At 72.7% G+C, this 26,064-nt stretch carries 18 protein-coding genes; 10 read left to right on the top strand and 8 right to left on the bottom strand.

The features are described from left to right. Window positions 1-36: 36 nt before the first annotated feature. On the top strand, window positions 37-699 hold the full coding sequence (locus ACZ7MY_RS11920) for a DUF4097 family beta strand repeat-containing protein (protein WP_499601230.1): 663 nt from the start codon (window positions 37-39) through the stop codon (window positions 697-699). 180 nt (window positions 700-879) lie between these two features. Here the strand turns inward: ACZ7MY_RS11920 and ACZ7MY_RS11915 are convergent, their stop codons facing one another. From ACZ7MY_RS11915 to ACZ7MY_RS11905, 3 genes are all read right to left on the bottom strand, one after another. Next, a complete protein-coding gene (locus ACZ7MY_RS11915; RefSeq protein ID WP_499601229.1) occupies window positions 880-1,878 on the bottom strand; it encodes a hypothetical protein in 999 nt (332 codons plus the stop codon). A 159-nt stretch (window positions 1,879-2,037) separates the two neighbouring features. Continuing rightward, window positions 2,038-3,990, bottom strand: a complete 1,953-nt coding sequence (locus ACZ7MY_RS11910) for a LamG-like jellyroll fold domain-containing protein (RefSeq protein ID WP_499601228.1) — start codon at window positions 3,988-3,990, stop codon at window positions 2,038-2,040. A 568-nt stretch (window positions 3,991-4,558) separates the two neighbouring features. Continuing rightward, window positions 4,559-5,788, bottom strand: a complete 1,230-nt coding sequence (locus tag ACZ7MY_RS11905) for an MFS transporter (RefSeq protein ID WP_499601227.1) — start codon at window positions 5,786-5,788, stop codon at window positions 4,559-4,561. Window positions 5,789-5,835: 47 nt separating this feature from the next. On the opposite strand from ACZ7MY_RS11905, the gene pdxR reads away from it, so the two are divergent. Continuing rightward, a complete protein-coding gene (gene pdxR / locus ACZ7MY_RS11900; protein ID WP_499601226.1) occupies window positions 5,836-7,269 on the top strand; it encodes a MocR-like pyridoxine biosynthesis transcription factor PdxR in 1,434 nt (477 codons plus the stop codon). 70 nt (window positions 7,270-7,339) lie between these two features. Here the strand turns inward: pdxR and ACZ7MY_RS11895 are convergent, their stop codons facing one another. After that, window positions 7,340-9,511, bottom strand: coding sequence for an acyltransferase family protein (locus tag ACZ7MY_RS11895; RefSeq protein WP_499601225.1), 2,172 nt, complete (start codon window positions 9,509-9,511; stop codon window positions 7,340-7,342). Window positions 9,512-10,041: 530 nt separating this feature from the next. On the opposite strand from ACZ7MY_RS11895, the gene ACZ7MY_RS11890 reads away from it, so the two are divergent. From ACZ7MY_RS11890 to ACZ7MY_RS11870, 5 genes are all read left to right on the top strand, one after another. After that, window positions 10,042-11,295, top strand: coding sequence for an MFS transporter (locus tag ACZ7MY_RS11890; protein ID WP_499601224.1), 1,254 nt, complete (start codon window positions 10,042-10,044; stop codon window positions 11,293-11,295). A gap of 692 nt (window positions 11,296-11,987) precedes the next feature. Next, window positions 11,988-14,882, top strand: a complete 2,895-nt coding sequence (locus ACZ7MY_RS11885; RefSeq protein ID WP_499601223.1) for a helix-turn-helix transcriptional regulator — start codon at window positions 11,988-11,990, stop codon at window positions 14,880-14,882. Next, window positions 14,863-15,825, top strand: a complete 963-nt coding sequence (locus ACZ7MY_RS11880; RefSeq protein WP_499601222.1) for a metallophosphoesterase family protein — start codon at window positions 14,863-14,865, stop codon at window positions 15,823-15,825. Before ACZ7MY_RS11885 ends, ACZ7MY_RS11880 begins: the two co-directional genes overlap by 20 nt. After that, a complete protein-coding gene (locus tag ACZ7MY_RS11875) occupies window positions 15,822-16,544 on the top strand; it encodes a 4'-phosphopantetheinyl transferase family protein (protein ID WP_499601221.1) in 723 nt (240 codons plus the stop codon). Before ACZ7MY_RS11880 ends, ACZ7MY_RS11875 begins: the two co-directional genes overlap by 4 nt. 177 nt (window positions 16,545-16,721) lie before the next feature. Continuing rightward, complete coding sequence (locus tag ACZ7MY_RS11870; protein ID WP_499601220.1) at window positions 16,722-18,383, top strand: flavin monoamine oxidase family protein; 1,662 nt, start codon at window positions 16,722-16,724, stop codon at window positions 18,381-18,383. A gap of 39 nt (window positions 18,384-18,422) precedes the next feature. On the opposite strand, the gene ACZ7MY_RS11865 is transcribed toward ACZ7MY_RS11870, so the two are convergent. From ACZ7MY_RS11865 to ACZ7MY_RS11850, 4 genes are all read right to left on the bottom strand, one after another. Then, on the bottom strand, window positions 18,423-19,478 hold the full coding sequence (locus ACZ7MY_RS11865) for a sulfotransferase (RefSeq protein WP_499601219.1): 1,056 nt from the start codon (window positions 19,476-19,478) through the stop codon (window positions 18,423-18,425). 58 nt (window positions 19,479-19,536) lie between these two features. After that, window positions 19,537-20,940, bottom strand: coding sequence for a class I adenylate-forming enzyme family protein (locus ACZ7MY_RS11860; protein WP_499601218.1), 1,404 nt, complete (start codon window positions 20,938-20,940; stop codon window positions 19,537-19,539). A 217-nt stretch (window positions 20,941-21,157) separates the two neighbouring features. Further along, the gene (locus ACZ7MY_RS11855) at window positions 21,158-21,841 is read right to left on the bottom strand and encodes a thioesterase II family protein (protein WP_499601217.1); all 684 of its coding nucleotides are present in this window, start codon (window positions 21,839-21,841) and stop codon (window positions 21,158-21,160) included. Next, a complete protein-coding gene (locus ACZ7MY_RS11850) occupies window positions 21,838-22,497 on the bottom strand; it encodes a glycosyltransferase family protein (RefSeq protein ID WP_499601216.1) in 660 nt (219 codons plus the stop codon). Before ACZ7MY_RS11850 ends, ACZ7MY_RS11855 begins: the two co-directional genes overlap by 4 nt. Window positions 22,498-22,948: 451 nt before the next feature. Between ACZ7MY_RS11850 and ACZ7MY_RS11845 the strand changes: the two genes are divergently transcribed. From ACZ7MY_RS11845 to ACZ7MY_RS11835, 3 genes are all read left to right on the top strand, one after another. Further along, window positions 22,949-23,956 carry an ABC transporter ATP-binding protein gene (locus ACZ7MY_RS11845; protein WP_499601215.1) on the top strand — a complete coding sequence of 336 codons (1,008 nt, stop codon included), beginning with the start codon at window positions 22,949-22,951 and terminating at the stop codon, window positions 23,954-23,956. Then, on the top strand, window positions 23,953-24,801 hold the full coding sequence (locus ACZ7MY_RS11840; protein WP_499601214.1) for an ABC transporter permease: 849 nt from the start codon (window positions 23,953-23,955) through the stop codon (window positions 24,799-24,801). Before ACZ7MY_RS11845 ends, ACZ7MY_RS11840 begins: the two co-directional genes overlap by 4 nt. A 185-nt stretch (window positions 24,802-24,986) precedes the next feature. Then, a complete protein-coding gene (locus tag ACZ7MY_RS11835) occupies window positions 24,987-26,006 on the top strand; it encodes an ACP S-malonyltransferase (RefSeq protein WP_499601213.1) in 1,020 nt (339 codons plus the stop codon). Window positions 26,007-26,064: the final 58 nt, after the last annotated feature.

Below are 26,064 nucleotides of genomic sequence, written 5' to 3'. Positions count from 1 at the left end.
CATGTCAGAAACCGACAGCGAGCACGGGAGTGCACGATGCAGAAGTTCGACACCACCGCCCCCATCTCCGCCGTCCTGGAGATCCCGGCCGGACGCGTCCAGTTCATCGCCGCCGACCGCGCCGACACCGTCGTCGAGGTCCTGCCGGCCGACCCCGCCAAGAGCCGCGACGTCCGGACCGCGGAGCAGACCACCGTCACCTACTCCGACGGCGTCCTGCAGATCCGCACCGCCTCCGGCAACCGGCTCCTCGGCCCCTCCGGGGCCCTGGAGGTCACCGTCCAACTGCCCACCGGATCGCGCGTCGAGGGCAAGACCTCCGGCAGCGAGCTCCGCGGGGTCGGCCGGCTCGGCGACGTCGTCTTCGACGGCGCGTACCAGCAGATCAAGATCGACGAGGCCTCCGGCGTCCGTCTCACCGCGGTCGACGGCGACGTCGAGGTCGGCCGGCTCACCGGCCCCGCGAACATCAGCACCGCGCGGGGCGACATACGGATCACCGAGGCCGTCCGCGGCACGGTCGAACTCCGCACCCAGATGGGCGACATCACGGTCACCGCCGCCTCCGGGGTGTCCGCCGCCCTGGACGCCGGCACGGGCCACGGCCGCGTCAGCAACGCCCTGAAGAACGACGGCGCGACCGAACTCCACATCCACGCCACCACCCCGCACGGGAACATCACCGCCCGCAGCGCGTGAGGGAACGGCGCCGGCGCCGACCGGCCCAGCCACCCCCGGGGCCCCGCGGACAGCACGCGGGACCCCGGGGCGCGCAAACCCAGCCATGACGGCTCTCCGTCCCCGTCATGCCCCTCGTACACCTGCGTCCGAACATCGGCGCAGCGAGAACCATCCACACGCCTCGACCCGGTCGAAGCCCTACGCGGTCACGGCGTCAGCGTCGCCTGCGGTGATATCCAGCAGGTCGGCGAGGCTGCGCTCCGCCTGCCGGAGGATTCCGAAGTGCGGGCCGTGCATCCTCCTCAGGGTGGCGATGCTGCTGCCGCCCTCCCGCGCGGCCTCCTCACGTCGCCCCAACCCGAGCAGGGCCTCCGCGGCATGGATGCCCGACAGGGCTTCCGCCGACTGCAGGGTCACCACAGACGGGGGCATGGCCGACCTCGCGGCCCCGGCGATCACGGCATAGGCACTTCTCGCGCTCTCCAACGCTTGGGAATGGCTCCCCAGACGGTTCAGGGCATGGGCACAGCACAGCTCCAGACCGAACCGCAACCGCAGTTCTCCTTCGTCGTACCGGGTCACCATTCCCAACGCTTCTTCCGCGATCGCCAGTCCTTCTTCCGGGCGTCCCGTGCTCGTCAAGAGGTGGGACAGCAGGTCTGTCGCCAACCAGCGCGCGGCGAACCCGGCGGGCGGCGGCAGGAGCCGGCTCCGCTCGAGGACACTGCGCAGTTCCTGCTCGCTCTCCTCGACCCGGCCCAGCCAGAACCTTTCGTTCCCACGCACCGCGCGGCAGAGCAGGACTTGTGCCCCGAACTCGTCCAGCGACGTCGAAGCGGCTTCGATCAGCTCGTCGAGTTCACGTGCCGCCTCTTCGTGACGGCCCTGCTGGGACAAGATCCTGACATGCAGGATCCAGATCTCCAAGGTGTCGTGGCGGGTACGCAGACGAAGCACCCTCGTTTCCGCCTCCGGCCATTGACCCTCGGATTCGAGGTGGGCACAGAGGGCCCAGAGCACATAGTCCGTCACGAGGTGCTCGTCGCCGAACCGGACCTCGGCTGTGGCGAGGCAGTCGCGCAGCCCTGCTTCCCGCTCGGCCGGGGGTTGCCGCAGAAGCGTCAGGACACGCTCGACGAGATGATCGATCGCCTCCTGTTCGCCCTTCCGTCGGTCTTTGTTCCCGAAGAATCCCACTTCGACCCCCCCTGACCCGGTTCACGTCGCGGTGATCCTGCCAGACGCGGACCGGACGCCCCGCAGGGGTCCGTCGGGCCGGTTCCACCGACGGGCCCGCGCCCCGGCGGGGTTCCCTTCCGCCTCCGGCGGGTGGGCCGGAGGCGGAAGGGCGAAGGACTACTCCGCGGTCAGGAACTCGTCCACGGACAGCGGGCGGTTGACGATGCGGATGTCACCGACGTTGCCGTGGAGGACGACGTCGACCGCACCGGCGTACTCGTGGCCGCCGACCAGCCAGGGCAGGCCGAGCGTGGTGAGGCCCTGCGACACGCGCTTCGGGTTGTCGGCGACGGGCGCGCCCTCGACGTACATCCGGGTGTAGCGGCCGTCGTTGACGACCGCCACGTGCCACCACTTCAGCTCCACCATGCCGTGACCCCAGTTGGTCGTCGGGTAGGTGTTGTTGAGCGGGTAGTGGTTGAACTGCGCCTCGCGGCCGTTGTTCGTGATGGCGAACTGGGCCAGGGGCTCGTTCGCGTCGGTGTTCTTGCCGTGCTTGCCCGCGGCCCCGGCCGAGCCCCGGCGGCTGAGGATCGACGCGTTGCCGTTCCTGCCGGCGTCCCAGTCGAGCGGCATCCGCACGAACGTCTCGAAGGTGTACCCGGACCTGAACGTCTCGGCGTTCAGCGGGGCCTTGGCCCCGGTGGTCAGGTAGGAGCCGTTGACGGGGTTCCTGCCACCGGCGAACTTCAGGCTGGCGTGCGCGGGCTGGTCGGGGTGGTGGTCGTCGGACCAGGTCAGCGCGTCGGCGGCACTGCCCGGCACGGTCACCACGGTGAGGTCGTTGCCCTTGCCGGACAGGTCGCGGATCGTGTCGCCCGCGGTGAGCGGGGTGCCGGGCGCGCCCTGGCCGTCGAAACGCCAGTAGGCCAGCGTGCCCTTGACCAGCTGCCTGCTCGCCGGGCGGGCGGGGCGGACCGGGATCGGGATGAAGCTCGAGAACCGCCTCTCGAAGTCGATCGGCACCGAGAAGTCGTCGACCGCGCCGGTGATCCGAGCGTGCTCGGCCGCCAGCTTGTTGCGGGACTCCGGGTCCTGGGCCAGGATCCACGGGTTGATGGTCTCGACGTCGATGGTGTTGCGGGCCAGGTCGAAGTGGTACAGCCGGATCATGCCGCCGCCGCCGAAGTAGCGGTTCTGGTAGTTCGTGATGTGCAGGTGCACGTCGTTGCCGGCGGTGTTCTTCCTGGTCGTACGCCCGGACGGCCAGTAATGGCCGTTGAGGGTCAGGAAGATCTGGTCGTTGTCCTTGATCAGCTTGTCCCAGATCGTCTGCCCGTAGCCGGAGAGGTCGGCGTTGTCCTCGGGGTTGCCGGACTCGTACGGGAAGACGTTGTCGTCGTAGTCCGAGTAGACGATGTCGTGCGCCGTGAGGATCACCGGCATCTTCGGGTGGGCCTTGATGACGTCGTTGGCCCACGCGAAGCCCTGGTCGGTGGTCCGCCAGTCCAGGGCGAGCACCAGCCAGGAGAGGCCCGCGGCCTTGAAGACGTGGGCGGTGTTGTAACCGGTGGGGTCCGAACCGGCGAACGTCTTCGAGCGCTTGAACCGCCGCGGCCCCAGGGTCTGCAGGTACGGCGTGTCGCCGCGGGAGTCGTCACCGCTCACGTCGTGGTTGCCGGCGACCACGCTGTAGGCGGCGCCGTGCGAGTCCAGGAGGGCGAACGCCTTGTCGACCTGGGCGAAGGACGACGCATCGGCGTCCTGCGTCAGGTCACCGAGGTGCGCCATGAAGACGATGTTGTCGGTGCCCTCGCCGCTGTTGTCGATGATGTAGCGGAACGACTCCTCCTGCGGCGTCCGGTTGACGCTGTCCTGGCTGCCCCAGTAGAGGAACTGGGTGTCCGGCATGACCGCGAGGGTGAACTGGAGGGCGGTCGGGTCCGGGCTCCAACTGCCGGTCCTGCCGCTCTGACTCGCGTCCGCGGCGAACGCGGGCGTACCGACGAGCGCGGACACACCGGCACCCGCGGCCGCCGCCCCCGCACCGGCCAGCGCTGCGTTGCGGAGGAACCCCCGCCGACTCTGCCCGTCCGGCTCGTGCGACGGGTTGTCATCGTGAATGCACATAGGGGGCCCTTCTGGGGTCGATAGTTTCAAACACCAACGACGTTAGTCAGGAGCGTCGCTTCCCGGGCGGACAGGAGATGACGAAAACAGATCCAGTGCCTGACGAGAACCGGAATGCGAGCCCGCCATCCCAGTCCGTGACGTGGGGTCATGACGGTTGGTCACCAAGTCGGGCGGGGTGCGTGACCGCCGCCAGGAATACCGACGGAATGGGTTGTGCGGACGTTCCGATCGCACGGCAGGGCGTCACACTTTCCCGATTCCGGGCGCATCGTGGCCCATTGCGAGGGCGTCGGGCGGCGCGGACGGCGCAACGACGGGAAAGGCGCGTGGAATTACCCGCGGCGGATCCCCGGGAACGGCCGGTGCGAAATCAGTGGCTTACGCGTGCGCCGCGAACGGCCGCGACAGGTGACCGCTCGCACACCCCGCCGCGATCATTGTTTGACGAGTCAAGTACTGACATCGGTGAGCTTAGCGAGGCGAAGCCCCGCGAGCAAACGGCGACGGACGGGGCGCGCCTCCTTGGTTCCGGGCCGGGGGCCGCGCTCGGTGGCGGCCGCCCTCCTCAGCGGTCGCGCAGGGCCGGGGCCAGGGCGACGAGCATCACGGCGGCGGCGAGCGCGAAGGCGGCCGGGTAGCCGGTATGGGCCGCCGCCACGCCGAAGGCGAGGGCTCCCACCCCCATGCCGCCGTCGTACGCCACGTTCCACAGCGCGCTCACCGTGCCGTACCCGGACTCCGGGACCCGGGCGTACATCAGCGTGAGCGTCGCGTTCTGCGCGACCCCGAAGCCGGCGCCGAACAGCGTGACCCCGGCGAGCACGGCCGCCGGGCTGCCCGTCGCCGCCGTCAGCAGCAGACCGGCGGCCGACGCGAGCAGGCCCGGGAGCACCAGGCGGGCGGGGTCGTGGCGGTCGCCGTACCGGCCGGCGAACCAGCGGGCCACGGTGGACGTCGCGGGCTGCGCGAAGAGCGCGATCGTCACCAGGGCGGACAGCGACGCGGGGACGGCGACCGGCAGGAACGTCACGAGGATCCCCGTGCCGAGCGCGGTCGTGGCGAACACCACTGTGGGCCGGGCCAGGGCACCGTCACGCAGACCCGCGACCACTCCCACTCCCGCGTCCCGGGCGGCGGAAGGTTCCCGTCCCGGGAGCCCCGGCACCACCACGACCGCGGCCAGCGCCGCCAGCCCACCGGCCACGCACACCGGCGTGAACCCGATGTGCGCGGCCAGCCAGACACCGAGCGGCAGGCCCACCAGGGACGGCACGCCCGACACGATCCCGGCCAGCGCCAGCCCCTCGCCGCGCCGGGCGGCCGGGATCAGTGAGGCCGTCAGGGCGCCGCCGGCGACGACGGTGAGGGCGAAGCCCAGCCCGCGCAGCAGGCACATCGCGACCATCCAGGCCATGCCGTCCCCGGCGGTGAGCACCAGTGCGGGCGCGCCGAGCAGGACCAGGCCCGCGGCCAGCGCCGTCCGGTAGCCGTAGCGGGCCACCAGCCGGGGCGTGGCCAGTTCGCCGCCGACGGTGGCGAACATCAGGGCGCCGGTGGCCAGGCCCGCGTCGCCGCCGCCGCGTTCGGCGTACAGCGGCACCACCGACAGCAGCAGGAAGAAGCTCGCGGAAGCTCCGACCACCGTCCAGAAGCGCAGCAGCAGCTGACGGGTCACCAGTGGGGGGCGGTCGGGCGAGGGGGCCGGTGCCGGGACGTGCGGGGCGGTGCCGTCTCCCGCGGTGGTGGACGGGATACGGGGTGGGATGCCGGGCGGGGTGCTGGGTGGCGTGGTCATGGCATCGACGCTAGAAGCCCACCGGTCCCCCGGTAAGCTCCATTTCCATGCCGCTGCAGTGGTCCGGTCTGTCACCCGAACTGCTGCTCGCCGTGGACCGGAACAGCGGCGAGGGGCTGCGCGCGCAGCTGGAACGCCAGATCAGGGACGCCATCCGGGCCGGCCGTCTGCAGGTCGGCGAACGCCTTCCGTCCTCCCGCGAACTGGCCCGCCGCACCGGGGTCTCCCGCGGCCTGGTCCAGGACTGCTACGCCCAGCTCCAGGCGGAGGGCTACCTCACCGGCCGCATCGGCGCCGCCACCACCGTCGCCGCCCGCGCCCGCCCCCAACACGCGTTCGCCGCGCCGCCCGGCCGGACACCGTCCGGGGAACGGCCGGACGGGCCGCCGCTCGTCGCCGACTTCCGCTCGGGCGTCCCCGACCTCGCCTCCGTCCCGCTCGCCGACTGGCTGTGGGCGGTCCGTGAGGCCGCCCGCACCCTGCCGACCGCCGCCCTCGACTACGGCGACCCGCACGGCCCGCCCCTGGCGCGCGAGGTGGTGGCCGGGTACCAGCGGCGGGTACGGGCCGCGGCCGCCGACGCGGACGGCACCGTCATCTGCACCGGCTACGCCCAGGGGCTCGCGCTGGCCCTGCGGGCGCTGGCCGCCCGCGGCGTGACCACCCTCGCCCACGAGGATCCCGGCGCGCCCGCCGCGACGTCCCGGGCCGCCGTGCACGCCGGGATGACGGCCGTACCGGTGCCGGTGGACGAGGACGGGGTCGACGTACGGGCCCTGGAGGCCACCGGCGCGCGGGCGGTCCTCGTCACCCCGGCGCACCAGTGGCCGTCCGGCGTCGTCATGACCGCCGGGCGTCGGCGTGCGCTCATCGACTGGGCGCAGCGGCGGGACGCCTTCGTCATCGAGGACGACTACGACGCGGAGTTCCGCTACGACCGCGACCCCGTCGGCTCCCTCCAGGGCCTCGCCCCCGACCGGGTGCTGAACATCGGCACCGTCAGCAAGTCCCTCGCACCGGCGCTCCGGCTGGGCTGGCTGCTCTGCCCGCCGGCCCTCCTCGGCGCCGTCGTGGCGTTCAAGGCCGCCGACGACCGCGGATCTCCCACCCTCGACCAGATCGCCCTGGCCCACCTGATCACCTCGGGTCGCTACGACCGCCACCTGCGCCGCATGCGCGCCGAGTACGCCGCCCGGCGCGCCACCCTGGTCGAGGCACTCGCCGCGCACGCTCCCGGCGTGCGGCTCACCGGGCTGGCCGCCGGTTTCCACGCCGTCGCCCACCTCGGGCCGGGCCGCGACGAGGAACGGGTGGTGGCCGCGGCCCGGGCCCGGCGGGTCGGCCTCTACGGGATGGCCGGACACCACGCGGCGCCGGACGCGGCCGGCGGGCGGCCCCGCCTGGTACTCGGCTTCGGCAACACCGGCCGCCGCGCGATCACCGAGGGCGTCGCCGCCGTCGGCGGGCTGCTCGCGGACTGATGCCGGCGGGCCCGAGCGCGTCACCGGTCGCGGTGCCGGTCCCAGGGGCGGGAGTGGAAGCGGGGGCGGGTCACGGATGCCGGCTCAGGTCGGCTCCGTAGAGGCCGGCGATCGCGTGGTCCAGTACCGGGGCGATGGCCTCGGCGTAGGACTCGCTGAGGTGGCTGTCGTCGCGGTAGACGAAGGTGTCGTCGACCACGACGGGGCAGACCCCGCCCGCGCCGCAGAGCCAGGGTGCCGGGTCGAGGACCGTGACGCCGGTGACCGCCGCCGCCTCGGTGATCTCGCGCTTCTTGCCGGGATCCCTGACCGCGCGCCCGATCTCGGAGGCGCACCGCCGCAGTTCCAGGGGATGCTCCCCGGCGCACTCGACCGCGTCGCCGTCGGGCCAGGGGGTGTCCTCGACGGCCAGCACCTCGGCGCCCGAGGCCCTCAGTTCGCGGTAGGTCCGTTCGAAGCCCTCCGTCCACCGCGCGCGCGGGTCGCCGGACGGCCCGGCCAGGTCGGCCGCGTCCGAGGAGGCGGCGACGACCAGCGCGGGGTGCAGGGACCTGATCCGGGCCAGTTCCCTGGTGCGCCACCGGTCGCAGGAGGTGTACGGCCTGCCCTGGTAGACGGTGGTGACGTCGGCGACCTTGCACGAGGCCTTCGTCAGCGAGACCAGCCTCCAGTGGTGTGCACGGGCCAGCCGGTCGAGGGCCGGGAACCACTGGGCCGCGTGCGAGTCCCCGAAGAGCACCACGGTCTTCGGCGCCGACCGGTCGCCGTAGACGCACCGCGGGGTCGCCTCGCTCTCGTAGCCGATGTGGCAGCCGTCCCGGTAGATGGCGGACGACGACGACTTGATCCGGGCGAGTCCGGGCCGCAGGTTGGCCGGCAGGCTCGGGGACGGCTCCGACAGCAGCTCGGTCAGGCGTGCCTGCGGGTCGGCGGCCCCGTCGAGCACGCTCCTCAGCCGCGGCGCTGCCACACCCGAGTCGATGGACGGCGGGAAGGCCGTCGCGACCAGTGCCGCCGTGACCGCGCACGCCGTCAGCCCGGCCCCGAGCCCCAGCGCCCGTACCGGACGGCCGCGGAACACGCGGTGGAACCGCACCGGGTTCTCCACCAGGTGCAGCGTCGCCCAGGCGAGCAGGAGCGCGACCGCCGCGCAGACCAGTGCGAAACCGACGCCCGGCGGTCTGTTCAGCGCCCTCGGCAGGATCATCAGCGCCGGCCAGTGCCACAGGTACCAGCTGTAGGACAGGCCGCCGACCCATGTGACCGGGCGCAGGGACAGCAGCCGGCCGGCGCCCGACCGGACGGGCGGGCAACCGCCGGCCAGGACCAGCGCGGTGCCGAGCACGGGCACGAGGGCGTACCACCCGGGGAAGGGCGTGTCGTCGTCGAACAGCAGGGCCGCCGCCGGCAGCGACACCAGGCCGGTCCAGCTCAGGGCCGCGGCCGTCCGGGCCGGCAGCCGTTCCAGCCTGCTCGCGGAGAGGGCGAGCAGCGCGCCCGTGCCCAGCTCCCACAGACGGGTGTGGGAGCCGAAGTACCCCCAGGAGGGCGAGTCGGCGGTGATCGAGACGTTCAGTACGAAGGAGATCACGCACAGCACGGCGAGGGGCGCCGCCAGCAGGGCCGTGCGCCGCCGGGCGAGCCGCCAGCTCGCCCACAGCAGCAACGGCCAGAGGAGGTAGAACTGTTCTTCGACCGCCAGGGACCAGAAGTGCTGGAACGGCGAGGGCGGGCTGTCCGCCCTGAGGTAGTCGGTGCCCGCGCTCGCCAGCCGGAGGTTCACCGCGTAGAAGATGCTGCTGAGCGCGTCCCCGGCGTACTCGCTGAACCGGACCTTCGACAGGAACAGCCATGCCCCGAGGAGCGTGACGAGCCCCACGGCGGTGGAGGCGGGGAGCAGTCGCAGCGCACGGCGGGCGTAGAACCGGCGCAGCGACACGCGGCCGGTCCTGGCCAGTTCGCGTGACAGCAGCGAGGTGATGAGGAAGCCCGAGATCACGAAGAACACGTCGACCCCGATGTAGCCCCCCGCCAGCCGCCGGACCCCGGCGTGCGAGAGCACCACCAGGACGACCGCGAGCGCGCGCAGTCCCTGGATGTCCGAGCGCAGCCGTCCGCCGGCGGCCGGCGGTCCCTGGGGCCCGCCACCGGCCGGCCCCGGACCCTCGCCGTCGCCCTTGGTCGGCGGTGGGGACTCCGGCGCAGGCCTCACGCTCTCGGCAGGCCACGACGCTCGCACCACGAAACTCTCCCTAGTCCACTGCTGACGGACGCCCACCCGCCCGACGCCACCGGCCAAGACCTCCCGCCTCCGGGCGGGGTTGTGGTCCTCCGGTTCGGTTCGCACGCTCTTCGCCGACCGCACGCCCGCTGTTGCCCGGCCGTTCATCGTCGCGGGGCCCCGGGGAGCGGCGACGATCTCCCCGCCTCCTCGCGGGGTGCCGGATCGCACACCGCACCGTACGCGCCGCCGTCGGGACGGACGCAGGCGGCCACCGGTGTGCGCCCCGGTGTCGTCCGGATGCCGGAACGACGTCGCCCACCGGCGACGGCGCGCCCGTCGCGTCGGCGAAGACGCCGCCGGACAACCGCTCTTGGCGGCGTGCCCGCGGTCCCGCTCCCGTGAATTAACGCGCCGGCAACCGGGCGTCGCCCCCGATGTCCCCGTTCGTTGGGCACGCCCGAACAGCATGGCGCTCGTTCCGGATGCGCTGCGGCCGAGTCCGACACGCGACCCGTCCACCTCCGGCTCCGAGGAACTGCGACCCAGCCATGAGCACTCCCACGTCCGGCGGCCGCGTCCGACTTCCACGCCCGTTCTACGCCGTGTGGGCTTCGGTGACGATCTCCGGCATCGGCGACGGCATGCGCCTGATCACCCTCCCGCTGCTCACCGCCGGCCTCACGGAGGACGCCCGGCAGGTCGCCCTGGTGGCCTTCGCGGGACAACTCCCCTGGCTGCTGGTGGGCTTGGCGTCCGGCGCGCTGTCGGACAGGTTCGAACGCCGGCGCATCCTGTGCCTGGTCGACGTGACCCGTGCGGTCGTGATGGCGGGCCTGGCGCTCCTCACCCTCGTCGACGGCCTGTCCATACCGGTGCTGGCGGGTGTGGCCTTCCTCCTGGGCTGCGGGCAGACCCTCTTCAACGGAGCCTGGTCGGGCATCGTGCCGGCGCTGGTGCCGCCCGAACGGCTGACCAAGGCGAACGCGCGCCTGCAGGTCAGTGCCCTGCTGGCCGGCACCATGCTGGGCACCCCGGTGGGGGCGGTCCTGTTCGGCGTCACGCCGGTGCTCCCGCTCACCGTCGACGCCGTGTCGTACGCGTGCTCGGCGGCGCTGATCCTGCTGGTGGCGGGGCGCGCCCGGGCCCTTCCCGAGGACGGCGCCCCGGTGCGGCGATCGCTGCGGGACGACGCCCTGCGGGGGCTGATCTGGCTGTGGAGGCACCGACTGCTGCGGCAGTTGTGCGCGGTGGCCGTCATGGGCAACCTCGTCGTGGTCGGCCTGATGTCCGTCCTGGTGCTGTACGCCCGCCAGACGCTGGGTCTTGCGGGCCCCGGCTATGCGGTGCTGACGGTGGCCTACGCCCTGGGAGGCATCGCGGGAGTGCCGCTCGCGCCCCGGCTGGAGGCCCGGATCGGGGCCCGCCGGGTGCTGCGGATCGGCATGGTGGCCACCGCGGTGCTCTGCGCCGGCATCGGTTCGGCCCGGTCCTTCACGGTGGCGACGGCGCTGATCGCCGTGTACGGCACGGTGGGCCTGGTGTGGAACGCCACCGCGGTGTCGCTGCGTCAGTCCCAGGTACCGGAGGGGCTGTTGAGCCGGGTGACGATGTCCTTCCAGATGACCTCCATGTGCGCGGGCGCGCTGGGGACCCTGCTGGCGGGGCTGGCCTACGACGGCATCGGGCCGCGGGCCCCGTTCCTCGCGGGGGCCGTGCTTCTCTGCCTGACCGGCCTCTGCTTCCGCCGGCCGCGGGACCGTGCCCCGGCGGAGACGTCCGCCCCCGTCTCGACGTACGGCTGAGCCGCGCGCGACCGGACGTACGGACCCGGCTCCCGGCTCCCGGCTCCCGGCAGACAAACGTGATCTTCCTCACCGGTGCCCCGCTATTACTCCGCAAAGGGCCGCGGTTAAGATCATTCAGGCCCGGCCGGTGCGGATTGCGCACCTCAGCCCTCTTGCGGGCCATTCCACACCACCCGCCCGGCGAGATCGACGGGGGATCAATTCGGGACCCCTCGCGACGCGTGGCGCACCAATCGCCCCGTCTTCGCTCACCCCTATTCTCCGCGAGGACCCCCCTATGTCGGTCCGCGCCGCGGAACGGTCTTCCCGGACCCCGTTCTCGAAGACCCCGTTCCACATTTGAGGTTCTATTGAGGTTACCGCCCTCCCCTTCCCGGGCGCACATCTGTGACCTGCGACAACACACATCGTCCCCGCCACCCGGCGTCCACCGGCTGCTCACTCTGCGGCAATACCCGGACGACAGATTGAGACGGCGTCGGCTCTGGGACGTTGATACAGTCCGGAACGGGGTCGAAAAGGAATGACCGGGGGGTGTCAGTGCGCCTTGTGAGCATCTGCGAGTTTCCCTATGTTACCGCAGCGTCATTTCCGGGATCCCGTGCGCGGAACCACGCGAAGTGGCCGGACATCGGAAATCATGCCCACCGTGGCGCTATTTCACATCGCATTGCGGAGGGTTGCACGTCGTGCTAGTGGAACGAAATGAGCAGATCGCAAGGCTTGTCGCCTTCGCCTCCGGTGAGAGCCCCGGCACGGCCTTCGGGTCAGGGCGGACGGCGGTGATCAGCGGGCCCGTGGCGTCCGGGAAGACGGCACTGCTCCACCGCGTCCTGGAGGACCACGTGGTCGCCGAGCACAGGCTCCTCACCGCCGTCGGCTCCCCGGCGGAGCACGCCATACCGTTCGGCGTCATGGAGCAGTTGCTGCGCGACGCCCGGCAGCCGGCCCACGGCCCCCTGCCGCCTTTACTCGTCGGCGCGCCACGGGCGGACGATCCGGGCTCCTGCGGGGAACCCGTGGCGGCCGAGATCCTCCAGAGCTTCCACGCCGAACTGGGCAGGATGTCCGCGCGTGCGCCGGTCCTGATCGCCCTGGACGACGTCCAGTACGCCGATCCCCAGTCGCTGCACGTCCTGTCGTACGCGCTGCGCCGGTTCCCCTCGACGGGCGCGGGCGCCGTGTCGGTGATCGTGACGCTCGGCGCCGACGCACGCCGGACGCCCCCCGGGGTGCTGGAGGAACTGCTGCACCCCACACGGGGGTTGCACGTGCGGGTCGGGCCGCTCGGCGTCGCCGGGGTGGAACGGCTGCTGACCGCCCGGGCCCACGGGGGCGAGCCGGGCGAGCGCCCGGCCGGCGCCGCGCCCACCGGCCGGCTGGCCCGTTCCGTGCACACGGCCAGCGGTGGCAATCCGCTGCTCGTCCACGGCCTGGTCGAGGACCACTTCTCCCAGGCCCAGGAACGGCCGTCGGCCCCTTCCGACGACGACGGCACCCCGGACGGGCCGCTCCTCGCGGGCGAGCGCTTCCTGCGCAGCGCGCTGCTGATCGTGCACCGCGTCGGCGCCGACGGCCTGCGGGTCGCCCAGGGGATCGCCCTGCTCGGCGGCGAGGCACCGTTGCCGCTGCTGGCCCGGCTGGTGGAGGTCGAGGAACGCGCCGTCCGGCAGGTGGTGTCCGCGCTGGCCGAGGCGGGCGTCCTGGACGACGGCTGCTTCCGGCACCCCGGCGTGCGTGCGGCGGTCGCGGAGAGCCTGGACGACGAGGCCGTGACGCGGCTGCGCCGACGCGCCGCCCGCCTGCTGTACGAGGACGGCGCTCCCCCGCTGCTCGTGGCCGAGCAGTTGCTGGGGCACGACATGAGCCCGCCCGACGAGGAGTGGGTGCCCCAGGTGCTGGCGGACGCCGCGCGTGAGGCGATGGCGGCGCAGCGGGTGGGCTTCGCGGTGAGCTGTCTGCGCATGGCCGAGGGCTGCTGCCGCAGCGAGCGCGAGCGCGCGCAGGTGAGGCTCGCCCTGGCCGGGATCATCTGGCGGGTCACCCCTTCCGCGTGGCCGCGGCAGGTGCGTTCGCTGGCCGGGGCGGCGCGGGCCGGGCAGTTGCAGGCGGTCGACGCGCTGCGGCTCGCGGCCGACCTGCTGTGGAACGGCTGGGCCGACGACGCGGTCACGGCGATGCGGCACACGGCGGGGGCGGCCTCGCGGCCCGACTCCGAACTCGCCGCGCAGGTCCGGTGGTTGCGGTCGGTTCTGGCGAGCACCTACCCCGAGGTCCTGGAGCGGGTCGACGCCGCGCTGGCGCCGCTGCACGAGAACGCGGTGGAGGTCCCGGTCTCCCGGCCGGAGGAGAACCGGCTCGCGGCGGCGGCCGCGCTGCACGGCGTGCTGTCCGGCGGTGCGGCCGGGGGCGGGACGTCGCCGGACGAGGAGGACGTGCGCCTCTCCGACACCGCGGACCGCATCCTCGCCACTCTCCAGCTGACGGAGGAGACCGAGCCGACGGTGCACATCTGCCTGCTGGCCCTGGTGTACGCCGACCAGTTGGGGACCGCGACGCAATGGGCCGACCGGCTGCTGGCGGAGGTCACCGCCCGCTGGCCGGCGAGTTCGACGGCGATCCTGCGGGCCTTCCGGGCGCAGATGGCGCTGCGGCACGGGCACCTGGCGCAGGCGCGGCAGATGGCCGAGCAGGCCCTCGAGGAACTGCCCCCGCACTGCTGGGGCGTGGGCATCGGTGCCCCGCTGGCGGTGCTGATCGAGGCGAGCACCGCGATGGGCGACCACGAGGCGGCCGCCGAACTGGTGGACCGCCCGGTGCCCGAGGAGATGTTCACCACCCGCTTCGGGATCGAGTACCTGTACGCGCGGGGCCGGCACGAGCTGGAGACGGGCCGGCCGCACGCGGCCCTCACGGACTTCACGACCTGCGGCCGGCTGATGCGGCGCTGGCGGATGGACCGCTCCACGCTGGCACCCTGGCGGGTCGGGGTCGCGGAGGCCTGGCTCGCCCTGGGCAGCCGGGACCAGGTGGAGCACTTCGCACGGGAGCAGCTCGCCGGGGACGCCGGACCGCGGGTGCGCGGGATCGCGCTGCGCGCGCTGGCGGCGGCCCGGCCCGTCGGCGAGCGGCCGCGGCTGCTGTCGGAGTCGGTCACGCTCCTCCAGGCGGTCGGCGACTGGTACGAGCTGGCGCGCACGCTGACCGATCTGGGCCAGGCCCACAAGCAGTTGGGCGACCCGGTCCAGAGCAAGCTGCACACCCGCCGGGCGTGGCGGATCGCCGAGGGCTGCGGCGCGCAGAAGCTGGGCCGTTCCCTGCAGTCCGAGCAGCCCGGCCAGGCCGCCGCGCCGAAGGCGCCGGAGCGGGCGCAGCCGGCGGCCGCGGCCGCCTTGACGGACGCGGAGCGCAGGGTGGCCTCGCTGGCCGCGCAGGGCTACACCAACCGGGAGATCGGGGCGAAGCTCTTCATCACGGTCAGCACCGTCGAGCAGCACCTGACCCGCGTCTACCGGAAGATCAACATCTCTCACCGTCGTGACCTGCCCGTCAGTTTGGACCTCGATGTCGCCCATATCGCCTGACCCCGCCGCGCTCCACGCCCCCACCGCGCCGGAAGGCGCGCCGGGAGGCGCGCCGCCTCCGGGGCCGCGGCTGCTCGCCGTCAGCGACCTGCACGTCGGCATGGCCGACAACCGTCCGATCACGGAGTCGCTGCGGCCCTCCCACGAGGACGACTGGCTGATCGTGGCCGGTGACGTCGGCGAGCTGACCGAGGACATCGCGTGGGCCCTCGGCCTGCTGGCCGGGCGGTTCGCGAAGGTGGTGTGGGCGCCGGGCAACCACGAGCTGTGGACGCCGCGCGAGGACGCCTTGCAGTTGCGGGGCGAGGAGCGCTACCGGTACCTGGTGGAGATGTGCCGCGGGCTCGGCGTCCTCACCCCGGAGGACGACTGGCCGCTGTGGGAGGGGCCCGGCGGGCCGGTGCGGGTGGCGCCGCTGTTCCTGCTCTACGACTACACGTTCCGGGTGGCGGGCACCTCGACCAAGGAGGAGTCCCTGGCCCGGGCGCACGAGGCCGGCGTGGTGTGCACGGACGAGTACCTGCTCCACCCCGATCCGTACCGGACCCGCGACGACTGGTGCCGGGCCCGGGTGGCCGAGACCCGCCGACGCCTGGCCGCGCAGGACCCGTCGGTGCCGCTGGTGCTGGTCAACCACTTCCCGCTGGTGCGCCAGCCCACGCAGGTGCTGTGGCACCCGGAGTTCGCGCAGTGGTGCGGCACCGTGCTGACCGCCGACTGGCACCGCAGGTTCACCACCGCCGCCGTGGTCTACGGGCACCTGCACATCCCGCGGACCACCTGGTACGACGGGGTCCGGTTCGAGGAGGTGTCGATCGGCTACCCGCGCGAGTGGCGGCGCCGCGGCCACCCCAAGGGGCTGCTGCGGCAGATCCTGCCGTACGCCGACTCCCGGCAACCGCAGGAGGCCGCCGGGCCCGGAGCGCGGGAGGCGCGGACGTGATCGAGGCACTGCTGCCCGAGGCGGCGGCCACCGGCGAGTCCTTCGGGCCCGACGGCTCCGCGACGCTCTACCCCGAGGAGGCGGCGGTCGTGGCCCGCACGCCGGACCGGCGCCGCGAGGAGTTCGCCACGGTGCGCGCGTGCGCCCGGCGGGCCCTCGCGGAGCTCGGGCTGCCGCCCTCCCCCGTGCTGCCCGGCGTGCGCAACGTCCCGCGGTGGCCGGCCGGGGTCGTCGGCAGCATGACCCACTGCGAGGGCTACCGGGCCGCGGCGCTCGCCCGGGACACCGATCTGGCGATGATCGGCATCGACGCCGAGCCCGATCTGCCGCTGCCCGACGGTGTGCTGGAGTCGATCGCGCTGCCGGGCGAACTGGTGTGGGCGCGCGCCGGCGGCACCCGCTCCCGGGTGAGCCGGGACCGGCTGCTGTTCAGCGCGAAGGAGGCGGTCTACAAGACGTGGTACCCGCTGATCGGCACCGAACTGGACTTCGACGACGCCGACATCGCCTTCCGCGAGGACAGTGCGGCCGGCCGCCCGCAGGGCACGTTCACGGCGCGCGTCCTGCGCCCGCGGCGCGCTCCGGACGGCCGGCTCGTCGAGCGGTTCTCCGGCCGCTGGCTGGCGGACCGCGGGATCGTCGTCACGGCCATCGCCTTTCCCGCCCCTACGGCGGCGGCGGAAAGCCGTCCGGGTACGGTCCGTTACCAGGGTGGATAGGGGTTGTAGCGCCGTCGGCCGCCGAAATAGCGTGGCATTACCGGCGCGACTGCGCAGTCGCGGACCGCGGCGTCCCGTTCTGCGGGAGCAGCGGTTCGCGCTGTGATTTCCCGGCTCCGCTCGAATCGTCTCCGGTTTCCTGGAAGCGCTGTGGAATCGGCCCGAGAGGTATTCCCGATGACGTCAGTCAGCCCGGCCCCCGTCACCATGCTCGTGCCGGACTTCCCGTTCCCCTACGACGGCTGGCTGAGCCATCCGGCCGGGCTCGGCGCGCTGCCGCCGGAGCGCCTGGGGACGCCGGTGGCCGTGGTCGGCGGTGGCATGGCGGGCATGACCGCCGCGTACGAGCTGATGCGGCTGGGCCTGCGCCCGGTCGTGTACGAGGCGGAGCAGATCGGCGGCCGGATGCGTTCGGTGCCCTTCCCCGGGCAGCCGGACCGCGTGGCGGAGATGGGGGCGATGCGCTTCCCGCTCTCCGCCCGCGCGTTGTTCCACTACGTCGACCTGCTGGGGCTGCGCACCACGCCCTTCCCCAATCCGCTGGCGGCGAGCACGCCGAGCACGCTCGTCCACCTCATGGGCGAGCGGCACCGGGCGGAGGTCGCCGACGACCTCCCGGACGTCTACCAGCAGGTGGCCTCCGCGTGGGAGAAGGCGCTGCAGGAGCGGGCCGAACTCGCCACGATGCGCGACGCCGTCCAGCGGCGTGACACCGAGACCCTGAAACGGGTGTGGAACCGGCTGGTCCGGGAATTCGACGACCAGTCCTTCTACGGTTTCCTCGCGACGAGTTCGGCGTTCCAGTCGTTCCGGCACCGGGAGATCTTCGGCCAGGTGGGATTCGGCACCGGCGGCTGGGACACCGATTTCCCGAATTCGCTGCTGGAGATCCTGCGCGTGGTCTACACCGAGGCCGACGACAACCAGGTCGCCATCACCGGCGGTTCCCAGCGGCTGCCGTACGGCCTGTGGGAGCACCGGCCGCAGCGGTGCGCGCACTGGCCGGCGGGGACGTCCCTGATGTCGCTGAACGGCGGTTCGGTCCGGCCCCGGGTGCGCTCGGTCGTCCGGGACGGCGGCGGCTTCCGGGTGACCGACGCCTCCGGGCGCGAGGACCGCTTCGACGCGGTGGTGTTCACCCCGCACCTGTGGACGCTGCTGAACCGCGTGGAGTGCGACCCGGCGCTGCTGACGCAGCCGCTGTGGACCGCGGTGGAGCGCACCCACTACATGGGCGCCTCCAAGCTGTTCGTGCTGACCGACCGCCCGTTCTGGCACGACCGGGACCCGCTCACCGGCGAGCCGGTGATGAGCATGACCCTCACGGACCGCATGCCGCGCGGGGTGTACCTCTTCGACGACGGCCCGGACCGCCCCGGGGTGATGTGCCTGTCGTACACGTGGAACGACGACTCGCTGAAGATGGCGACGCTGGACCCGCACGAGCGGCTGGACGTCCTGCTGGACAAGCTGGCCCTCGTCTACCCCGGGCTGGACATCCGTTCCCACGTGGTCGGCGACCCCCTGACGATCACGTGGGAGACCGAGCCGCACTTCATGGGCGCGTTCAAGGCGAACCTGCCGGGCCAGTACCGCTACCAGCGGCGGCTGTTCACCCAGTTCATGCAGCGCGGCCTGCCCGCCGCGGAGCGCGGCTTCTTCCTGTGCGGCGACGACGTGTCGTGGACGGCCGGTTTCGCCGAGGGCGCGGTCACGACGGCGCTGAACGCCGTGTGGGGCGTCCTGGAGCACCTCGGGGGGACCACGCACCCGGACAATCCCGGGCCCGGTGACCTCTTCGAGGCCCTCGCGCCCCTGGACCTGCCCTACGACGCCTGAGGCGCGGGTCCCCCGTACGCGTCGCCGCCGGACGCCGGACTACGGCCGGCCGACGGCGTCCTCCAGCGCCGCGGTGCCCTCCGCGCAGGACGCGCGCAGCTCCTCCAGTTCCGCCGGACCGAGCCGGAGGGCGGAGCCGCGGCGGCCGTCGCCGTCGAGGTGGCGGGCGGCGGCCTCCAGCCAGCCGGGGTCGGCCCCGGCGCCGATGAACCCGGCCAGCCGGGTCAGCTCCTCGTGCGGCCGCTCCAGGAGGCGCTCGTAGGACAGCGAGGTGTGGGTGCCGGCGGGGAGCCCGTCCAGGGCCCGTACGCCGTCGACGATCCAGCGCGACCACATCTCGCCGAAGACGGTGAGCGGGATCGGCCGGTCCATGACGAGGGAGGGGTCGTAGGTGCCGGTCAGCAGGGGGGCGAGGTCGGGCGGGAGCTGGGCGAAGTGGTCCGCGGTCAGCTCGTAGGGCGAGTCCACGCCGCAGCGCTCGGTGATCTCCGCGATCATCGGGATCATCCGGAAGGCGATGTGCCGGCTCATGGACAGGGCGCAGTCGGGGCCGTTGCGGTACAGGTGCACGAAGCGTGCCCGCGGGAAGAGCGCGTGCAGCTCCTCGACCCTGCCCAGGGAGAGCCCGGAGCGTTCGACGACGGCGCCCTTGGTGCCGAACCGCTCCGCGAGGGTGCTGAAGAACGCCTGCCAGTGCAGCGGCGCGGGGCGCGTGGGCCAGGCGCTGACCTCGGGCTCCAGCTCGTCCAGCAGCCCGTCGGGATCGTCGGTGAGGTGCGGGAGGACCATCATGCTGATGGCGGGGATGCCCGTCGTCTCGGCGGAGTAGCGCCCCTGCGGGTGGCGGTGGTACAGGAACTCCGGAGGCGGCGCGCCGTTGCGGACGAGGCTGTCGCTGACCGGGTTCGGGCGGGCCAGGCAGCCCCAGAACTCGGCTCCGCTCAACGGCTCCTCCCCGAACGCACCGGGGTCGGTGACGCTCGCGAAGAGTTCGTTGAGGCTGAGGACGCCGGGGTGCAGGTTCACCACCGCCGACAGCGCCGTCGAGCCGCAGCGCCCGGTACCGACGACGAAGGTCAACTGCTCGGGAAGCACACCGGCGTCCTTTCACGTGCTGGTCGTGCGCGCCGCCCCCGGCGGGGCGGACGCCTTGTCACTCGGCGGCCATCCGCGCGAGTTGCTTCTTGTCCGGCTTGCCGTTGCGGTTGAGCGGGAACTGCTCCAGCACGACGACCCGGTTGGGCTGTTCGAACGCGGGCAGCAGCGAGCACAGCCGCTCCCGCCAGTAGCCGGCGTCCCGCTGTTCCTCGTCCTCGACGAAGAACACCAGCTGGGAGCCGCGCAGTTCGTCGGGGAGCGGCACGATCCGGGTGGGGCAGCCGGCGGCCGAGGCCTTCCGCTCGATCAGCTCGGGGTAGAGCGTGTAGCCCATCCGGTGGACGGCGAACTTGCGTCCCAGGACGTGCAGGTTCCCGGCCTCGTCGAGGTGGCCGAGGTCGCCGGTGCGCTGCCACCCGGTGGGGGCGGGGACGACGGAGCCGTCGTCGGCTATCTGCCCCTCGAGCGCGTCGGGGGTGTCGACCTCGATCTCGCCGGGCCGGCCCGCGGGCACCTGCGCGCCGTCCTCGTCGACGATCCGCAGCCGGATGCCGTCCATGGCGCGACCGCAGGCGACGGGGTTGCCGAGGGTGGCGAAGGTGATGTTGCCCAGCTCGGTGGAGCCGTAGCTGTCCAGCAGCGGAAGGCCGAACTCCTCGACGTAGCCGGCCACCAGCGGCGCGTCCAGCGGGGCCGCGCCGACGCAGAACATCCGGGCGCCGGCGACGTGTTCGCGCAGCGCCGGCTTGCGCGTCACCAGGCTCAGGATGCTGCGGTAGCTGGAGGGGGTGGCGTCGATGACGGTGACGCCGGCGTCACGGCCCATGCGCAGGGCGCGGTCCAGACGCCGGTAGGGGGCGATGACCAGGGAGCAGCGGGTGAGGTAGGCGATGAGGACCATCGACAGCCCGTACTGGTGGGCGAAGGGGAGCAGCGGCATCAGCACGTCGTCGCGGCGGTGGCCGACCTGCTCGGCGTTGCGCCGCAGGTTGCGCAGGAACTTTGCGCCGGACTTGACCACGCCCTTGGGCGAGCCCGTCGAGCCGGAGGTCCACATGATCAGGCCGTCGGGCAGTTCGCCCCACGTCTCGAACGACAGGGTGCGCGGCACGGTGGGCAGGCCCGCCGTGGCGACCATCAGCTCGTACAGGTACAGGGGGTCGGCGCCCTGGTCGATGGGGGTCTCGTCGTCGACGATGGTGACCTTGACGCCGGTGCGCAGGGCGATCCGCCGGGTCTCCTCGACGTGCTCCTGCTGGTCGACGAGGACGATGGACGCGCCGACGTCCATCAGCGCGTACAGCACGCAGACGTAGCTCGCGGAGTTCCCGGCCTTCAGCATGACGCGGTCGCCGGGGCCGATCCCGTGTTCCCTGAGCACGTCGGCGACGCGGACGGCGTCCTGCTCGAAGTCGTCGACGGGTCGTACCGAGTCTGCTGCGAAGATCTTCGCGGTCATCGGTCGCACTTGTCCTTCCTCTGGGCCGAACGTGGCCGGTGCTGACGTGGTCCGCGCGGTGCCGACGGCGTGTCCGGACCCGTAGGGGGATCGCGGGGACGGGATGCGCGGGCCCGCACGACGGGGGTGCGGTCGGTCGGTCCCGTCCGGTGGACGCGGTTCTCCACCCGTCACGCTAGGGACCAGGGGACGGGGCGGGGTACCCCTGTTCCGCCCCCTAGGGCCCCTGCTTCGGCGCCGTGCGGTCGGGTTCCGGTCCGTGGAGCGAGATCAGCTGGTCGTGGACGAGATTGACGACCTCGCGGCGGTGCGAGTCGAGGTAGCCGGGCGCGCCGGGGAAGACCTCCAGGTCGAACCGGCCCGCCGTGCAGCGCCGCCAGGCCCGTACGCCCGGCAGCGGCGCCTGCGGGTCGTGGTCCCCCGTCAGGGCGACGACACGGCACCGCAGGGCGGGCGGGCCCAGGAAGCCGCGGTGACCGGGGCCCGGGCGGCCGGACACGAAGAGCGTCAGCGGCACGGTGCCGGTCTCCCGTTCCAGCCGCTGGGCGACCCCGTAGGCGAGTTCGGCGCCCAGACCGTGTCCGAACAGGGCCAGCGGGCGGTCGGTCCAGTCGCGCACCGCGTCGTAGATCTTGTCGGCGAGGCCGGGGCAGTTCCCGGCCGGCCCGGCCTCCGCGGCGGCCGGCAGCGGGTACTGGACGATCAGCAACTCGACGGTGGGCAGCAACAGTTCCGACATGGCGAGGTAGCAGACCGAGGAGTTCCCCGCGTCGGGCAGGTCGGGGAAGCAGACCAGGCGGTACCTGCTCGGGACCGCCGGCTGCTGGATCCGGATGAGCACGACGTCGTCGAGCGCGACGTCCGCTACGGCGCGGGCGTGGCTGCTGCCCTCGGTGCTCATCCCCCGGTGGTCCCCACCTCGGCCGCCCCGGGCGCGGAGCCCGTGCCGACCGGTTCGCCGTGCTCTTCGGCCGGGCCCACGCAGGCGGTGACGCCGAGTCCCCGGTCGTACAGCCACCGCAGGGCGTCGGACAGTCCGGGCCCGCTCCCGGCGGGGGGCCGGGCCTCCGGCTCGGCGGGAGGGTCGGCTTGGGGGCCGGGTTGAGGCCCGGCTGGGGGCCCGGTGGCGGGCTGGGCTCGGGGCTCGGCGGCCTCCACGGCCGTGTGCAGGGCCGAGGTGAAGAAGTACACCTCCCAAGGGGGAGGGCCGGGGTTCCGGTCCGCCACGATCTGCGCGGCGGGCCGCCGGACCCGGAACTCCTCCAGGTGCGCGCCGATCCCGCCGGCCGGGAACCCGTCGCCCGCGCACAGCACGAAGTCGTCGTCGGCCAGCCATTCGCGCGCGCTGCGGACGGCGCCGGCCACACCCGCCCGCTGCTGGTGCCCCGGCAGGTAGGTGATGCTGACGCCGAAGCGGGAGCCGTCCCCGGCCTCGGCCCTGACGCCGTCGTCCGGGCCGGCCACGACGACGCCCACGTCCACGACGCCCGCGTCGGCGATCCCCCGCAGGGCGTGCAGGAGTGCAGGTCCGTTCGCCGGCACCACGAGGGCCTTCACGGGGTCTCCCCGCCCGGGAGGAGCATGCGCAGGACGGCGGCGACGGTCGCGCCGGGCACCGTCCGCGACGGCGATCCGGCGGCCGCGGAAAAACTCGCACGAGCACGACCCGCCGGAAATTCAATTCCCGCGATGCAATTCGGCGCGATCATGCGGCGATGCTAGAGGGATTCCCGACCGGGTGGCAACACGTCTTTCCCCATTGTTTGCCCACGCGGCCCGAAAAGCGATCCGGGAACGAACGACCGTCCCCCTAATCACCCTTAGAATTCCCTGCCGCCCCCCTAGACCGACAAGAAATCTTTATCCGGTCAAACCCCTTCTGCTAGACAGGATCCGCACCACACCCATGCCCTATTCAGTCGGCGCTCGACGCGCGGCCGGTCACACGACATTCCCGTGCGAATCCCCGGACTGCCGTTGCCGCGTCCCGCACGATTCGTAGGCGTCAATGACATCACATCAGACCACGGATTCCGCCGTCGTGGTGGACGGGCTGGTCAAGAAATACCCGGGGCGCGACCGTCCCGCGGTGGACGGTTTGAGTTTCTCGGTGGGCCGGGGCGAGGTCTTCGGTTTCCTCGGACCGAACGGCGCGGGCAAGACGACGACGATCGGCGTCCTGACGACCCGGGTCGCCCCCACCTCGGGCCGGGCGTTCGTCCAGGGCGTCGACGTGACCGCCCACCCGGCCCGGGCGCGCCGCGCCTTCGCCGTCGTACCGCAGCGCAACAACCTGGACCGGTCCCTGAACCTGCGCCAGAACCTCGTCTTCCACGCCGGCTACCACGGCATGAGCCGCTCGGAGCGGAACCGGCTCGCCGACGAGTGCCTGGAGTGGGTCGGGCTCGCCGACCGCCGCAAGGCGCGCGGCGACGAACTGTCCGGCGGCCAGGCGCAGCGGGTGATGATCGCGCGCGCCCTGATGCACCGCCCCGACGTGCTCTTCCTCGACGAGCCGTCCACCGGGCTCGACCCCCAGGCCCGCCTGTTCATCCACGAGCGCATCGCCGAGCTGAGCGCGCGGGGCGTGACCACCGTGCTCACCACCCACGACATGGACGAGGCCGCCAAGCTCTGCGACCGCGTCGGCATCGTCGACCACGGCCGGCTGCTCGCCCTCGACACCCCGCAGGCGCTGCTGAAGAGCCTGAGCAGCACCGCGCTCACCCTCACCGTGCAGCCGGCGCAGCCGGGCCCGGAGGGCGTCGTTCGCCTGCTGGAGGGGATCGAGACCGTCGAACGGGTGGAGGTGGTGCAGCAGGAGGACACCGAGGAGCAGGCCGACGCGCAGGCCCTGGTGCGCCTGCGCCTCTACAGCGACGCGCCGTCCGGCTCAGTGCTGCCGACAGTCATCACCGCCCTGGCGGACGCCAGTTGCGACATCAAGGACCTGAGCGTGGGCACCGCCACCCTCGAGGACGTCTTCATCGATCTGACCGGCCGGGAGCTGCGATGACCACGACCACCGCCCCCGACCCCGTCGCCGGCTTCCCCGAGGAGCTGCGGCCCGCCCGCACCGGCGTGCGCACGGCGACCCGCACGTTCTTCTTCATCCTGTGGCGGGACGTCTTCGTCACCGGCCGCGAACTGGGCATCTTCCTGGCCCAGGTGCTCGTGGAGCCGCTGTTCATCCTCTTCGTGTTCGGCAAGGTGCTGGGCGACCTGGGCTTCACCGCGGGCGGGTTCCAGCAGGTCCTGCTGCCCGGCGTCGTGGCGCTGAACAGCTTCCTGGTCAGCCTGCAGAACACGGCACTGCCGCTGGTCATCGACTTCTCCTGGACCAAGGAGATCGAGGACCGGCTCCTCGCCCCGATCCCGACCACCCTGGTCGCCGTGGAGAAGCTCGTCTTCGGCGCGCTGCGCGGCGTCATCGCCTCTCTGGTGATGATCCCGATCGGCCTGCTCGTCCTGGACGACGTCTCCTGGCCCCTGGACACCTTCCTGCCGACGCTGGGTGTGCTCCTGATGGGCGCGCTCGCGGGCAGCACGGTGGGCCTGACCATCGGCACCCTCGCCCCGGCCCGGCACATCAGCGTGGTCTTCGCCGTGACGCTGACCCCGCTGATGTTCACCGGGTGCACCCAGTTCCCGTGGCGGGCCCTTTCCGACATGCGCTGGTTCCAGGTGCTGTGCACGGTCAACCCGCTGACGTACGTCAGCGAGGGCATCCGGGACCTGATGCTGCCGGCCGCGGGCCCGGCCTCGATCCCGCTGTGGGTGGACCTGCTGGCGCTCAGCGGGGCGATCGTGATCTTCGGGGCGATCGGCATCGCGGGCTTCCTGCGCAGGGCCCAGGACTGACGGCGCCCGGCATCCCGGGTTCCCGGCTCCTCCCTCCTCTCTGCGTCCTCCGTACTTCCCAGGGCCTCGTGGACCGGGTCGCGCGCACCCCGCGCGCGGCCGGGTGCACGGGGCCCTTTCCGAACCGCTCCCGACGTACTGCGACCATGACCGGGCAACCGGCCGGCGGCAAAGGCATCCACACCATGAGCAATTCCGAGCTGACCCCCGACACCGACAGCGGCGCCGCTGCCCCTCCGCCGCATTCCGGCGACGACGCCGGCCGGACCCGCACGGCGATCGTGTTCCCCGGCATGGGGCCCTCGTCCTTCCCCGAGATCGGCAAGTTCCTGCTGCTGGACCCCTACGCGCGTGATCGGCTCGCCGAGGCCGACGAAGCGCTCGGCTACTCGCTGTTCGACCGTTTCCGTGCCGCGGACGACGACTACTCCGCCTACTCGCAGATCGCCTTCCTGATCGCCTCGATGGCCATGGCGGACCGGGCGGTGGACTCCCTGGGGGTCTCCCCCGACGTGTGCGCCGGGCCGAGCTTCGGCCAGAAGGCGGCCGCCGCCTTCGTCGGCTCGCTCTCCTTCGCCGAGGTCGTACGGCTCACGGAGGAGTGCGCCCGCTGCGAGGAGGACTACTTCGCCGGCTCCTACCAGGACGTCGTCACCCACTGCTTCGTCCGCGTGCCGCAGGAGCCGTTCGACGCGATCCTCGCGGACCTCGACGACCGCGGCGCCTGGTACGACGTCTCCGGGCGCCTCGACGCCGGCTTCCACATGCTGTCGGTGCAGGAGAAGGAACTCGACGGGCTGAAGGCCCTCATCAGCGCCGCGGGCGGCTACTCCATGTACTCCATGCGGCCCGCCGTCCACGCCGCGTCCTTCTCGGCGCTGCGCGGCAAGGCGGAGGCGGAGGTGTTCGGGGCGTACGAGCTCGCCGACCCCGCACTCCCCGTGGTCAACGACGTGGACGGGACCGTCGTCCGCGACGCCGCCGCGCTGCGCACGATGATGCTGGACACCTTCGACCGGCCGATCCACTGGCCGAACGTGGTGGCGGGCCTCAAGGGGCTCGGTGTCGGCACGGTCTGCGTCACCGGGCCCGACAACCTCTTCCACCGGCTGGACCTCACCAAGGACTCCTTCGAGGTCGTGACGGTGGGGCTGCCGAAGAAGCGCTCCCGGGAGCGGGAACGGGAGCGCCCGCGGCGCGCCTGATGTGGAACGCCCGGAACGACGGCGGAGGGCCGGACCCCACCGGGAGTGGTGGGGTCCG

The organism is Streptomyces sp. NPDC111520 (genome assembly GCF_055635295.1).
The sequence above is the reverse complement of the archived record's forward strand: the minus strand, read 5'-3'. Positions and strand labels throughout refer to the sequence as shown.

Excerpts from the sequence above, each read along its gene's own strand:
- ACZ7MY_RS11845 (WP_499601215.1), top strand. The coding sequence starts at position 22,949 with ATGACATCACATCAGACCACGGATTCCGCCGTCGTGGTGGACGGGCTG.
- ACZ7MY_RS11855 (WP_499601217.1), bottom strand. The coding sequence starts at position 21,841 with ATGAGCACCGAGGGCAGCAGCCACGCCCGCGCCGTAGCGGACGTCGCG.
- pdxR (WP_499601226.1), top strand. The coding sequence starts at position 5,836 with ATGCCGCTGCAGTGGTCCGGTCTGTCACCCGAACTGCTGCTCGCCGTG.
- ACZ7MY_RS11840 (WP_499601214.1), top strand. The coding sequence starts at position 23,953 with ATGACCACGACCACCGCCCCCGACCCCGTCGCCGGCTTCCCCGAGGAG.
- ACZ7MY_RS11910 (WP_499601228.1), bottom strand. The coding sequence starts at position 3,990 with ATGTGCATTCACGATGACAACCCGTCGCACGAGCCGGACGGGCAGAGT.
- ACZ7MY_RS11880 (WP_499601222.1), top strand. The coding sequence starts at position 14,863 with ATGTCGCCCATATCGCCTGACCCCGCCGCGCTCCACGCCCCCACCGCG.
- ACZ7MY_RS11890 (WP_499601224.1), top strand. The coding sequence starts at position 10,042 with ATGAGCACTCCCACGTCCGGCGGCCGCGTCCGACTTCCACGCCCGTTC.
- ACZ7MY_RS11835 (WP_499601213.1), top strand. The coding sequence starts at position 24,987 with ATGAGCAATTCCGAGCTGACCCCCGACACCGACAGCGGCGCCGCTGCC.
- ACZ7MY_RS11905 (WP_499601227.1), bottom strand. The coding sequence starts at position 5,788 with ATGACCACGCCACCCAGCACCCCGCCCGGCATCCCACCCCGTATCCCG.
- ACZ7MY_RS11860 (WP_499601218.1), bottom strand. The coding sequence starts at position 20,940 with ATGACCGCGAAGATCTTCGCAGCAGACTCGGTACGACCCGTCGACGAC.
- ACZ7MY_RS11920 (WP_499601230.1), top strand. The coding sequence starts at position 37 with ATGCAGAAGTTCGACACCACCGCCCCCATCTCCGCCGTCCTGGAGATC.
- ACZ7MY_RS11870 (WP_499601220.1), top strand. The coding sequence starts at position 16,722 with ATGACGTCAGTCAGCCCGGCCCCCGTCACCATGCTCGTGCCGGACTTC.